Raw genomic sequence first — 12,715 nt, forward strand, 5'->3', positions numbered from 1 at the left:
ATCTATAGACAGCTTTTCTTTGACTGTACAGTCATCAAGATCCAGCACTAACCTTGATATTACACAGAGAAGTGCCGCAATCTGTCGCATCCACCAAAATAAAATCATACTATAGTGTATTCAAATTCATTTTTGATTACAGAGCATTCCTATGTCTGATTTTACACAACACTTCTTAACCTCTCCTCATTCACTTGCTCAGGCAATGAAGCTTCTCCCCAAAGAAGGTGTGGCAGCCTTTCCTTTAGTTGATCATGAAGGCTGCCAAAAGATGCTCAACGCAGTTACTGAGTTGCCTTTCCGGGCCTGTACGCCTGTCGTCGGCCCTAAAGGGAAAGAAGTTGAGCAAGATTTTCAAATTGCAATGAATTTTGATCAACCTAGCATTCTCGATGATTACCAAACGGCTTTGGAAGAGCAAATAAATCAAGCTTTTGCTCTGTTTCAGCCAGCTCCGTACGCCCTTCCCTTTTCCTTTAACGATAAGGCTGCGCTTATTTACAAAGAAGGATCGAAAGGCATCACGCCACATCGAGATCTTCTTTGTTTCGAAGCTGTGATTGCCATTTTAACATTATCAGGAGAAGCAGGCTTTTATATCTGTGACGATCGAGAGAAAAATAACGCCCGTCGTTATACAGCAGAACCCGGTGTGATGATTCTGATGCGCGGACGAAATTTTTCTGGTATTGAAAAACGCCCTTACCACTACGTTGAAGGTGTTTCCAAAGAACGTGTTGGATACGGCCTTAGATATAACGTAAAAGAGCCCGTTGAAAAAACCAGGTAAGGACGGCTCGTTCTTACTCTTTTCTTGTTACATATTCCTTTAAATCATAGCTGTTATCGATGCTCATCCCTTTGCGTATTTGGTTTTCTTCTGCTACCTATCGGCTCGATTTGCTCTGGTATTGTTAAAAATACTCAAAGGGCCACAGGAATAGATAAATGAAAACTGATCTCTTTGACTTTGAATTACCTCGTAACGTGATTGCTCAACGCCCGGAAAATCCTCGTGATATGGCGAAGCTTCTCTCTGTTGGGAACAATCTGACAGATCATAGAATGCTTGATCTACCTGACCTTATACAACCCGGCGATCTACTCGTTTTTAATGACACCAAAGTCATTCCTGCCCGCCTGAAAGGCAAACGTGGTGAAGCTGGTATTGAAGTTACACTTCATAAACAAGAGCCTCCTTCAACAGATGGTGGTGCGCGGTGGTGGACATTCGCCAAGCCTGCGAAAAAACTAAAACCGGATGATGTTGTTCGTTTTGCTGATGGTTTCACCGCAAAAGTAGAAAACAAATTGGATGGCGGTGAAGTCCTGCTGTGCTTTGATCTTACGCCCGAAGAATTATATCCTCACTTGGAAGAACATGGTAAAATGCCTCTCCCCCCCTATATTCAACGGGAAAAAGGATCAGACAAACAGGATGCCGAGGATTATCAGACTCGTTTTGCCAAATATCGTGGTGCCGTTGCGGCACCCACAGCAAGTTTGCACTATACAGACCGATTAATGTCTGCTCTCGATGCCAAAGGCATTGAACATATTACGCTTACTCTCCACGTGGGTGCTGGTACTTTCCTTCCAGTGAAGGTTGATGATCTTCGCGATCACAAGATGCACAGTGAAATCGGTTATCTGAACCAAAAAACCACCGATCATATTAACAAAATACGCGAAAACGGTGGGCGCATTATTGCCGTCGGAACAACAGCCCTAAGATTGCTGGAAAGTGCCGCTGATCAAAATGGGATACTGCATCCCTTTGATGGAGAGACAGATATTTTCATTACACCCGGCTATAAATTTAAAATTGTTGATCTATTGCTCACAAACTTTCATTTACCGAGATCGACACTTTTCATGCTGGTTTCAGCCTTTGCAGGCCTTGACCGTATGCGCAATGCCTATCAATACGCCATAGATAATGGCTATCGTTTTTATTCCTACGGAGACTGTAGTCTTCTACAGCGTGAGGACCACCTATGAGTAATACGCCAAAATCCGATACAAAATTTGGATACGAACTGCAGGCAAAAGACGGTCTAGCACGCAGGGGTGAAGTGACGACTGCCCACGGTACCTTTCAAACCCCGGCATTTATGACTGTCGGAACAGCAGGAACAGTTAAAGGCCTGACCCCGGATCAGTTGCGCACTACTGGCGCAGAAGTTGTTCTTGGCAACACCTATCATCTTATGCTGCGCCCGACAGCCGAGCTGGTTGATCGTCATGGCGGACTACACAAATTCATGAATTGGCCGCATCCGATCCTTACTGATTCAGGTGGTTATCAGGTTATGTCACTTTCCGGCCTTCGAAAGATCACAGAAGAAGGCGTTAAATTTCAGTCTCACATTGACGGCAGTAAACACAATCTGACACCAGAAAGATCGATGGAGATTCAACATCTGTTGGATTCCAACATCACAATGGTTCTGGACGAATGTACGCCCTATCCTGCGACACACGAAGAAGCGGCTCTTTCCATGCGTCGTTCCATGCGTTGGGCAGAACGCTGTCGCAAAGCTTTTATTGACAGGGATGGGTATGGCCTCTTTGGTATTGTGCAAGGGTCAACCTATGAAGATTTGCGCAAGGAATCAACAGAAGCGCTCATAGATATCGGGTTTGAAGGTTATGCTGTCGGCGGGCTTGCCGTTGGTGAAGGTCAAAAAGTCATGTTCGAAGTTCTCGATCATACAATGCCCCATCTGCCTGAAGACAAGCCGCGATACCTGATGGGGGTAGGAAAACCAGCAGATCTGGTTGGTGCAGTTGCCCGGGGCATTGATATGTTTGACTGTGTGCTGCCAACCCGTTCTGGTCGCAATGCACAGGCCTTTACTCGTCGCGGCGCATTGAATATGCGGAATAAGCGACACCAGGATGACCATCGCCCAGTTGACGACCAGTGTAAATGTGCATGCTGTACCCAATTTAGCCGTGCTTACCTCCGTCATCTCTTCGTAGCAAAAGAAATGCTCGGCCCCATTCTGCTGACCATTCACAACCTTGCTTATTACCAAGAACTTATGGCTGGCATGAGAGACGCCATCGCAGCAGGAACTTTTGAGGCTTTTCAGGAAGAATTTCACAAGCAGCAGGATGGCGGTGATATCCCAGCATTAGATTAAATTAGCAACTGCTGTATACTATTTTAATCAGATCGGGACATACAGGAGAAGGGAAGGAAGAAGATGAGCAAAAAATCAAATAAAAGCTCGACTTCCCTGCTCGACCCTGCTTTAGCAATTCGTCAAAAAGCTCTTGAGCTCAAATTTGATACTGTTGGATTTTCGCCTGCTAAAATTAACGAGAAAAACCAACAAAACCTCCGCACCTTTCTAGATCTGGGATACCATGGCGACATGGAATGGATGGAAAACAGAATAGAGTGGCGCGAAGATCCAACTGCAATGTGGGAAGATGCCAAAAGCATTATTGTTCTGGGAGTCAATTATGGCCCGGCAGAGCCCGCCCTTGCAAATCTCCAGTTTGATGATCGTGGTAATATTTCTGTCTATGCAAGGAACAAAGATTATCACGATTTTATAAAAAAACGCCTGAAAGCTCTGGCTAGATGGATGGTTGAAAACTTGGAATGTCAGGTCAAAGTTTTCGTCGATACTGCCCCCGTACTTGAAAAAGTTGCCGCGGCCCAATCCGGTATTGGCTGGCAAGGCAAAAATACTCATCTGGTTTCCAGAGAATACGGATCTTGGCTCTTCCTGGGGGAAATTTACACAGATCTGGACCTAAAAACAGATCGTCACGAGGAAGATCACTGCGGTAGCTGTAACAAATGCTTATCTATCTGCCCAACAGACGCCTTTCCCTCCCCCTACGTTCTGGATGCAAAACGCTGTATTTCTTATCTAACAATTGAATATCACGGACATATCGCCGAAGAGTTTCGCGCCCCAATGGGCAATCGCATTTATGGATGTGATGACTGTATAGCTATTTGTCCCTGGAACAAGTTCGCAGAAGTAACCAGCGAAGAACATGTTTTTCCAAGGATTGAGTTAACCGCACCACGATTGGCTGATCTTGCCGAGCTTGATGATGCAACTTTTCGTCAGGTTTTCTCTGGCTCCCCAGTGAAACGTATCGGACGAGATCGATTCATAAGGAACGTCCTGATCGGTATCGGCAACTCTGGTGACAAATCTATCGCAAAACGCATCATGCCGCTTTTGAAAGATACATCACCCTATGTAAGGGCGATGGCAGTTTGGGCGATGAGGCGTCTACTCGACAAGCAAGAGTTCGAAGATTTAAAGCTTGAACATAAAAACGATGAACCTGACGTCAATGTCTTGGACGAGTGGCAATAAAGCTCACTCCCCGGATTAATCATTCATTATCAATTGGCAAACATGTTAAAAAATCTATCCGCCAACAGGGCTGGGCCTTGGACCTCGAGGATAGCAAACAAAAGAAGCCCGTGCGCCTTGAAACATCGGGCACCCATTCCAAAGAAGATCTTCCCCTCTAAGCTCTATACGCCCATCACCGCATGTTTCTTTCGCAAAAGCAAGAACCTGTGCCGGATCGTTGAGGCTTTGACCGTAACAAACCCCAAATCCCCAAGGAGTATATTTGTTCTTCCCGTAAATTTGCGCCCCCTTGGAAACAGCTTTAACCACAGGCCGAGAGGCTTCAACTTTAATAGGTTCATTTGCGCATCCGACAAGTGAACCAACGGCAGACAGTATCAAGGCCCAATGCCAACTGAATTTTATAATTTTCAAACTTCTTCTCCCGCTTTTTTACTTACGGCAAATCTATTCATTAACCTCTTGGCCGATTTTCCTTTTACCTGCGTAATAATGATCCCCAGCAAAATTACAGCCAAAGCAATAAATGCTTCCTGTTCATAGCTTTCGGACAAAAACAAGTATCCCCAAATCATTCCAAAAACTGGCACCAGATAATTATTCAAAGCCGTAAAGCTCGCCCCAACAGCACCTAAAAGATAATATAAGATAATATAAGCTACCGCAGTTGATAGTATGGAAAGCATAAAAAGAGCCCCAATACTTACCATGGTCGGCTCAAGAGACATCGGGTCTTCAACAATAAAGGCCATTGGTAAAGCCATTACAGATGCACAAAGCAATATTGCTGATCCATTCACAATCGGATCCAGTTTAACAAGCCCAACCTTTCGGGCAAAAACAGAGCTTGCTCCGTAACAAAAGCTGGCGAAGGCAACTGCAAGCTGCCCCAAAACAGAATCTCCCAAACCATTCAAAGCTTCTGGTCCCATAAGAAGAATAACACCGCCAAACCCAATAACTGTGCCCATAAATTTTGGGAGAGACATTTTTTCATCTTCAGTCCAAAGATGGGCGATCAATAAAGCAGTCAGAGGAATAACAGCCATTAAAATGGCAGCCAGGCCAGAATCAATATGCAGTTCCCCCCAAGAAATAAGAACGAATGGTAGAATATTACCCGTAATACCTATCAGAATATAATATCGCCAAGTTTTGGCATCCTTGGGGAAACGTTTCCCCAAAACGAACATCAAGCTCGTCAAAACAAGAAACGCAAAGAAAAGACGAAAAGCTGTAAGTGTAACCGGGGAAATACTTTCCAGAGTAACCTTAATTAGGAAAAAAGAGCTCCCCCATATCGCTCCGAGCATAACAAGAAGTATGTATTGATGGAGCTGTGGCTTATCTGACAGCATAAAAAGGTTCCATTGGGAGTTTTAATTCACCCCCAATGTTTCAAGAAATTAAGATAAAGGCAATCGCTATCTGATTATAGCAGCACTTCATCTATTTCGGCATCAAGCTAAGGTGTTACTTAACTCTAAGCTCCCATTCCCATATCCGAAGAGATTTCATTCGATGGCAATCCATCTCGCGCTTTCGTGCTTATGGTTTTCAGTTGCTCAACATGAGAAGAAAGTGATTGAACAATACCACCAATTTCAGTTGTAGCCTGACTGGTTTGTCCTGCCAGTTGCTTCACTTCCCCTGCTACTACGGCAAAACCTTTCCCTGCATCACCAGCACGAGCGGCCTCAATCGTAGCGTTCAAAGCCAAAAGGTTTGTCTGACGGGCAATAGCGTCAATTTGTTGGGCAACCTGTCCTACATTTTCAATTTCAATACTAAGTTGAGCGATTTCATCAAAAATCTTATCTATACTTTGCTCAATAGCGCCCTTGTTTGGATTCATTTAACTCGTGCTCCCGTTAGACTTAAGCCACACTGATAACAAATCGCTATTAACGTGAGATTAACCAGACTTTAAAAATAACATTTTTTTAGAAAAATATTTAACTCAACAACATATTTCTCTGTACTAAATAGCAACTATTGAATTTTCCATCATTACCAGAAACAAAAAGCGGCATATGAAAACAAAAACTTGGAATACGAGATAATTAATGACAAATTGTCTCTATTGGTTGAAAAAACTCCCGTAACAATCTTTTGTTCTGTATAAGTGACTATCATGAAGCAGTATCCATTCATTTTTGCTTAAGAGGATAGTGCTAGGTTACGGGAAGGTCTTTGCTAAAGAAAAGCTGGTTGAGTTACATTAAACTAGTTGGCAAAATTATTAGTAAAGTATTGATACGTTTGGGTGTGGAGCGCCGTTTGAATTTAAATATACGCAACTCCATTTGCGGGAAGCTGCTATCGATCTATATTCCGTTGATCAGCATCAGCTTACTGCTCCTTTTCACGGTCCTTGAAAGTCGGAATATTCACAAACTGAATTCCGAGCTTGGAACGCGTCTGGATAAAATGGTCGACATTCAGGGAACCGCCTTATCGACCCCTGTGTGGAATTACGATCTGGACTCTATACAAGCTATTTTGCTTGCTCTATCGAGAAACCCAGAATTCCACTCTGCCCAGGTCTATGACACCGATGGTCTCATCCTTGCTGAACTAACAAGTGAAGATGCTCAGATTGTTGATGCCGCGCTTTCAAGAGAAACAGAAATCAAACATAATTCTTTTGATCGTCTGGAAACAATTGGAACTGTAAAAGTCTTGTTCCACGATGCATTGATTTCTGCAGAGATCAAAGAGCGATTGATCTTTGATGGATTGGTTATGGTTGTTACCATACTCGTTTTATCTGCCCTGACTTTTCTAGGTGCGAATTCTTATATTGGCGTCCCACTTAAACTCTTACTGGAATCAATCCAAACCGAGAAACAGCATAAGAATCGAGTTGCGGTTAACTGGACTTCAAATGACGAGCTTGGTGCCGTCGTGACTGCCTATAATGATCTATTACAAAAACAATCGGCTTACGAAGCTGCAGTAAAGGCATCAGAACTTCGCGCCAAGCGATCTGAAGCTCAACTGACACAGGCGATTGAGACGATGTCAGAAGGCTTTGCTCTTTATGATCAAGAAGATAAACTGGTACTTTGTAACAGTAATTACCGAAACATTTCAGCAAAGCGCGCAAGAATCATAACACTTGGCTCCCGTTTCGAAGATCAGGTACGTGAACTTGTTTATGCTGGTGATTTTGTAGGCACAGAAGGTAGAGAAGAAGAGTTCATCAAAGCGACCTGTGCAAGTCATGAATCCTTGCAAGAGCGTATGATTTTACATTTAAGTAACGGTACTTGGCTTCAATTTAATCACCGTCGAACACCCGCACGGGAAATTGTTGTTCTTGCCACAGATATTACGCCTTTGAAAAATCAAGAGCGAGAGATCCGTCGTGCTAAAGAAATTGCAGACCAGGCAAATACAGCAAAATCTCAATTCCTGGCAAACATGAGCCACGAACTCAGAACACCGCTGAATGCTATTCTCGGGTTTTCGGAAATTATGAAGGGCGAATTGATGGGACCTCTAGGTTCCACGCACTACAAATCCTATTGCCAAGATATCCATTCATCGGGAACCCACCTGCTCGATTTGATCAATGATATTCTCGATCTTTCAAAAATTGAGGCCGGTGCATTTGAGTTACAGGATGAAACGGTTGATATAACGCAAACAGCCCGCGCAGCCCACAAACTGGTTGTCGGACAAAGCTCCTCTGAATTTGTGCCTGTTACGCTGGATATTCCGGATAACCTGCCTTTTGTTCGCGCCGATTTAAGAGCAATAAAGCAGATCCTTCTTAACCTGTTATCAAACGCCGTAAAGTTCACTCCACAGGGTGGAGAAGTTACGCTCAAGGCGCTGGAAAATAATGACAATAGTCTAAGTATTCTCATTAAAGATACCGGGATCGGTATTCCTAAACACGAGCTGGAAAGAATTTTAGAGCCTTTTATTCGCGCGGATACACCAATGACACGTGCTTTCGAAGGAACAGGTTTGGGATTACCACTTGTTAAGTCACTAATGGAACAACACGACGGCCAACTCGGATTAGACAGTGAAATCAACAAGGGCACAGTTGCAACAATCACTTTTCCAGCATCCAGAGTAGTCCCCCGTGTAGAAGGTGATACTCTTCTAAATCAATCCATCGGTAGTGCTTAAATATAAAAATTTCCCTAATAAAAAAGGCTCCAATACGGAGCCTTTTTTATTGATCGAAACTACGTACTGTCAACGTTAGTTCTTCTTTTTCTTACCCGCATAAGGATTATCACCCTTCTTCATATGCATACGAAGGGGAACCCCAGGCATGTCAAAGGTCTCACGGAGATTGTTCTCCAGGAACCTTGTATATGATGCAGGCAGATCTTCTGGTAAGGAGCAAGAGATCGCAAAAGTAGGTGGTCTTGTTCTGGCTTGTGTAATGTATTTCAATTTAATGCGACGTCCACCCGGGGCAGGCGGAGGATGCCGTTCAATCAACTCAGCAAGCCACCTGTTTAACCCAGCTGTTGGTAGACGAATATTCCAAACATCGTAAATATCAAAGACAGTATCCAGCATTTTGTTAAGCTTATGCCCTTTAAGAGCAGATATTGTCACAACAGGAATACCTTTGACTTGTGGCAAAGAAGTTTGCAGGCGGTCTTTCACGCGTTGCATAACTGCGTCTTTGTCTTTGCAGGTATCCCATTTATTCACAACGATAACGAGGGCACGACCTTCGTCAATCACAGTTCTTGCAATTGTAAGATCTTGCTTTTCAAGAACACCATCAGCATCCAGAACCAACGCAACAACCTGGGCATACTTCAGCGCACGAATAGTATCTGAAGCAGAAAGCTTCTCTACTTTGTCTTCAATTTTTGATCGACGACGCAGCCCTGCTGTATCAACAAGCTTAAGATGTTTTCCCCGGTATTCCCATTCAATAGAGATCGCATCTCGTGTGATCCCAGCTTCTGGCCCCGTCAGCAATCTATCTTCATCAATCAGCTTATTGATCAGCGTTGATTTACCAACATTCGGACGACCAACAATGGCAAGCTGAAGCGGTCCACGATTGTCTTCATCATCTTCAAAATCATCTTCTGAAAGGTCAACGTCATCGAAATCACCTTGATCGTCGAGTTCAACTTCATTCTCATGGTTAGCTTCTGACGTCTCAAATATTTCCGATGATGCACTTGCTTCCACAGCCCGTGTCATATGTTCTTTGATGACATCATACAGATCACTGCTGCCCAAACCATGCTCTGCTGAAAACGGAATAGGCTCGCCAAGTCCCAAAGAATAAGCTTCTAAAAGCCCCACTTCACCAACTTTTCCTTCACACTTGTTTGCCATCAATGCGATGGGAGTTTTTCCTCTGCGCAGATATTTCGCAAAGTGCTCATCAATTGGCATAACACCTACACGGGCATCAATAACCATAATAACAAGATCAGCTTCTTCGACAGCACGTTCAGTTTGTCTGCGCATACGTGCTTCCAAACTACCATCAAAGGCTTCTTCCAACCCTGCCGTATCAATAATTTTAAACCTGCAATCGAAAAGGTAGGCATCACCCTCTCTCCGGTCACGTGTTACTCCAGGCTGGTCGTCAACAAGGGCAAGACGCTTTCCAACAAGTCGGTTAAAAAGCGTAGATTTACCAACATTCGGACGACCTACTATAGCGACTGTAAAAGTCATTTTTTTGTCTTTCTACTCGCGGCATAGCCTCAAAAGGCTTTATTGCATCGCGATAATTTCGGCTTCGGCCGTCAGGAAATATAAACTATTCCCTACAACGACTGGCGGCATTGCCGCCCCATCCGGAAGTTCAAGATATCCCAGAATATCGCCAGTATAAGGGGACAAGGAAATTGCTTCACCATGCGATCCAGCAACGATCAAACGATCACTTGCCAACACAGGACCTTGCCAGGCGACCAATCCTTTACGATCTTCAGGATCTGTAAAACGAGGCAAAGATTGTATCCAGCGAATACGCCCATCCTGCCTTCTAACAGCGGCGATCTGTGAGTCATTGGTCAATACATATATAAATTCACCCGCAACCCAGGGCATCTGGACCCCGCCGATATCTGTATCCCAGAGGCGAACACCTTCCTTGAGATCAATCGCAACCATTCGGCCAGAATGGCTAATGGCAATTACCCGATCCCTGTCGATAACAGGCATGGCTTTGATATGCGCAAGGTCGGTCAAAGGGTCGGTCTTTTTGACAGAAGATAGGTTCAAATTCCAATCTTCTTCACCTTCGATAACATCAATGGCAACAATCTCGCCAGAAGAATAAGGAACAATCAGCTTACGTCCCGCAATTGCAGGACTAGCACCACCAAGAAGACTTGTTTCAGATTGTAGCCCCACATGGCTCCATAAACGACGCCCATCATCAGCGGCAAGGGCAAGAGTCTGATTATCTAGTGTTACGATAAAGACACGTCCGCCATTGACTGTTGGGGCCGCCCTGATTGGGGCAGGAGCATTTTGGGACCAGATCACATCACCAGAACGAACATCTAATGCAAAAACTCGTGCGAACCCTGTTGATACGAAAATCCGACCATCTCCATAAGCGATACCGCCTCCGAAAAAACCATCATCTTCATCATTGGGATCCAGATCTTTTTCCCAATAAACACGGCCAGTCAAGCGATCATATGCTTTGACGGTAGAACGAGAATCCATCGTAAAAAGAACAGATTCAACAACAATCGGCTGAGCGAGGATTAACTCATCTCCATCGCTTTCTTCACCAATATCATCACTCCAGCTCTCTCTTGGGATATCTCCTAAAGAAAGGTGAAACATTGCATGGGCTGGGTTTCCGCCATTATGTGTCCAATAGGTATTCTTAAAAGGCTGCGGCAAAACGATGCGCTGATCACTTATTGATGGATCCGCTTGAAGCCCTTTATCAACAGATTGAATGGAAATACGCGCGCCAGGCAAAGGAGGAGCTTCATCCTCTCCAAACCATTTATCAGCCAAACTACAGCCGGTAAGAACAAAGCCGAGCCCAAGTATCAACAGGCCTTTACGCATCCCCATCCCCATATATCTTACTCCGCCAAGCTTTCTAGTATTTGACTAGACCGGCTTTTGATCCCATTCGGTGTATCAGCTTCATCCACGAGTTGCTGAAAAAGTGTCTTAGCCGCCGAATTATCGCCTTCGCGCAAAGCAACGATTGCCTGCAACTCAATAGCACTATAGCGAAACGCTCCGTTCGCGACAGCCAAGCTTGCCAGACGTTGTTTTACATCAGCAATATCACCGCTCTCGACAAGATGCATCGCAGCCAATAAAGCAGCAACATCTTTCAAAGGTGTCAACGGCGGATTACTTGCCGCAACTTCGTCCCAAATCTGAACCGCAGCAGCTGTATCCCCAGATTCAACAAGCAGACGTGCCCGTTCAAAGCGAGCAAGTGTACCATATCCATCATCATCTTCTGCCAATGACGTTAATCTTGCCGTTGCTTCATCAACCTTGCCAACCTGGGTTAATTCCAAAGCCGACGCAAAGGTTGCTGATTTCTCGGCCTGGACAGTGCTTTTATAACTTTCCCACCCTTGAAAGCCAGCAGTTGCAGCAACGACAAGAACAGCAGCACCAATTGCCCACTTACCATATTTTTTCCAAAGAACTTCAACGCGTTCACGTTTCAGATCTTCTTCAACTTCCTGAAAAATATCAGCCACGAATTAGGTATCCCTCGTTTTGGTGAAACACCATTTGAAATGTAAAAAGCTCCTAAAGCTTGTTATCAAACGGGCATCACTCGAAATTCGTTGAACTTTATATAGAAACTTTACCCTGACAACAATCGTCAATCATCAAATAATAGGGTTCGCTTATAAGATCACTGTAAAACTTACTAATAATTTATTTACTAAAATACCTTAAGCTTTATATAGAAACACCTCACCGACCCGATAATCGGTTTTAATCTAGGCAGAATTATGAAGCGTTTTTTGAGTGCACTACTGATAAGTTTTACCGCCGTAACATCATTGGGTGGATGTAGCTTAACGGACCCTGTAACAGCAGCAGCCAGTGTGGGAACGCTTGTTCATACAGATAAAACGATTACAGATCATTTCTTTAGCTGGGCAATGGCTAAAGACTGTTCCATTGTATACACATCAAAGGGCGAAGCCTATTGCAGAGATGAACAATTGGAAAATGGGCTTGCCAATTCTGGGTATGAAAACCTCTACTGCTATCGTAATATCGGCGGCGTAACCTGTTATGAAAGTCCCTATGAAGAAGCCAGCTCACAAACCACTGTTTATCACAGTACTCAGTTTCCGCCATCGAACGTAGCTTCAGAAAATTAATCCCTAAGAACCTCGACTTAT

Annotated in this window: 11 protein-coding genes and 1 pseudogene; 6 read left to right on the forward strand and 6 right to left on the reverse strand. The window is 44.2% G+C overall.

The window, feature by feature from the left end; translation table 11 throughout:
- Positions 1–151 precede the first annotated feature (151 nt).
- The 4 genes from WH96_RS13695 (at position 152) to queG (ending at position 4,352) form a co-directional block, all read left to right on the forward strand.
- Entirely contained in the window at positions 152–790 is a 639-nt protein-coding gene (locus WH96_RS13695; RefSeq protein WP_047764760.1) for a hypothetical protein, read from the forward strand.
- Between the two features lie 158 nt (positions 791–948).
- Positions 949–2,001: a tRNA preQ1(34) S-adenosylmethionine ribosyltransferase-isomerase QueA gene (gene queA / locus WH96_RS13700; RefSeq protein ID WP_047764761.1), complete on the forward strand. Its 1,053-nt coding sequence runs from the start codon at positions 949–951 to the stop codon at positions 1,999–2,001.
- Positions 1,998–3,149 (forward strand): tRNA guanosine(34) transglycosylase Tgt, encoded by a 1,152-nt coding sequence (tgt, locus tag WH96_RS13705; RefSeq protein WP_047764762.1) that lies wholly within the window; start codon positions 1,998–2,000, stop codon positions 3,147–3,149. Before queA ends, tgt begins: the two co-directional genes overlap by 4 nt.
- A gap of 63 nt (positions 3,150–3,212) precedes the next feature.
- Complete coding sequence (queG, locus tag WH96_RS13710) at positions 3,213–4,352, forward strand: tRNA epoxyqueuosine(34) reductase QueG (protein ID WP_047764763.1); 1,140 nt, start codon at positions 3,213–3,215, stop codon at positions 4,350–4,352.
- A gap of 54 nt (positions 4,353–4,406) precedes the next feature.
- On the opposite strand, the gene WH96_RS13715 is transcribed toward queG, so the two are convergent.
- From WH96_RS13715 to WH96_RS22770, 3 genes and pseudogenes are all read right to left on the reverse strand, one after another.
- Entirely contained in the window at positions 4,407–4,769 is a 363-nt protein-coding gene (locus tag WH96_RS13715) for a hypothetical protein (RefSeq protein WP_047764764.1), read from the reverse strand.
- Complete coding sequence (locus WH96_RS13720) at positions 4,766–5,713, reverse strand: DMT family transporter (protein ID WP_047764765.1); 948 nt, start codon at positions 5,711–5,713, stop codon at positions 4,766–4,768. The genes WH96_RS13715 and WH96_RS13720 overlap by 4 nt, the downstream gene beginning before the upstream one ends.
- Before the next feature lie 241 nt (positions 5,714–5,954).
- A pseudogene (locus WH96_RS22770) lies at positions 5,955–6,126 on the reverse strand (methyl-accepting chemotaxis protein); the annotation flags it as partial.
- A 509-nt stretch (positions 6,127–6,635) separates the two neighbouring features.
- On the opposite strand from WH96_RS22770, the gene WH96_RS21425 reads away from it, so the two are divergent.
- Positions 6,636–8,501: a sensor histidine kinase gene (locus tag WH96_RS21425; RefSeq protein WP_156176808.1), complete on the forward strand. Its 1,866-nt coding sequence runs from the start codon at positions 6,636–6,638 to the stop codon at positions 8,499–8,501.
- Between the two features lie 75 nt (positions 8,502–8,576).
- Here WH96_RS21425 and der read toward each other — a convergent pair whose 3' ends face one another.
- From der to WH96_RS13745, 3 genes are read right to left on the reverse strand one after another with little or no spacing between them, the layout of a single operon-like run.
- On the reverse strand, positions 8,577–10,034 hold the full coding sequence (der, locus tag WH96_RS13735) for a ribosome biogenesis GTPase Der (RefSeq protein ID WP_047764767.1): 1,458 nt from the start codon (positions 10,032–10,034) through the stop codon (positions 8,577–8,579).
- Positions 10,035–10,073: 39 nt separating this feature from the next.
- A complete protein-coding gene (locus WH96_RS13740; protein ID WP_218045056.1) occupies positions 10,074–11,396 on the reverse strand; it encodes an outer membrane protein assembly factor BamB family protein in 1,323 nt (440 codons plus the stop codon).
- A gap of 17 nt (positions 11,397–11,413) precedes the next feature.
- Positions 11,414–12,055 carry a tetratricopeptide repeat protein gene (locus WH96_RS13745; protein WP_047764769.1) on the reverse strand — a complete coding sequence of 214 codons (642 nt, stop codon included), beginning with the start codon at positions 12,053–12,055 and terminating at the stop codon, positions 11,414–11,416.
- Between the two features lie 261 nt (positions 12,056–12,316).
- Here WH96_RS13745 and WH96_RS13750 point away from each other — a divergent pair, with 261 nt between their 5' ends.
- Complete coding sequence (locus WH96_RS13750) at positions 12,317–12,694, forward strand: hypothetical protein (RefSeq protein ID WP_053005915.1); 378 nt, start codon at positions 12,317–12,319, stop codon at positions 12,692–12,694.
- Positions 12,695–12,715: the final 21 nt, after the last annotated feature.

Source organism: Kiloniella spongiae (genome assembly GCF_001026905.1).
GTDB classification, from domain to species: Bacteria; Pseudomonadota; Alphaproteobacteria; order Kiloniellales; family Kiloniellaceae; genus Kiloniella; species Kiloniella spongiae.

Excerpts from the sequence above, each read along its gene's own strand:
- WH96_RS13695 (WP_047764760.1), top strand. The coding sequence starts at position 152 with ATGTCTGATTTTACACAACACTTCTTAACCTCTCCTCATTCACTTGCT.
- queA (WP_047764761.1), top strand. The coding sequence starts at position 949 with ATGAAAACTGATCTCTTTGACTTTGAATTACCTCGTAACGTGATTGCT.
- tgt (WP_047764762.1), top strand. The coding sequence starts at position 1,998 with ATGAGTAATACGCCAAAATCCGATACAAAATTTGGATACGAACTGCAG.
- queG (WP_047764763.1), top strand. The coding sequence starts at position 3,213 with ATGAGCAAAAAATCAAATAAAAGCTCGACTTCCCTGCTCGACCCTGCT.
- WH96_RS13720 (WP_047764765.1), bottom strand. The coding sequence starts at position 5,713 with ATGCTGTCAGATAAGCCACAGCTCCATCAATACATACTTCTTGTTATG.
- der (WP_047764767.1), bottom strand. The coding sequence starts at position 10,034 with ATGACTTTTACAGTCGCTATAGTAGGTCGTCCGAATGTTGGTAAATCT.
- WH96_RS13740 (WP_218045056.1), bottom strand. The coding sequence starts at position 11,396 with ATGCGTAAAGGCCTGTTGATACTTGGGCTCGGCTTTGTTCTTACCGGC.
- WH96_RS13750 (WP_053005915.1), top strand. The coding sequence starts at position 12,317 with ATGAAGCGTTTTTTGAGTGCACTACTGATAAGTTTTACCGCCGTAACA.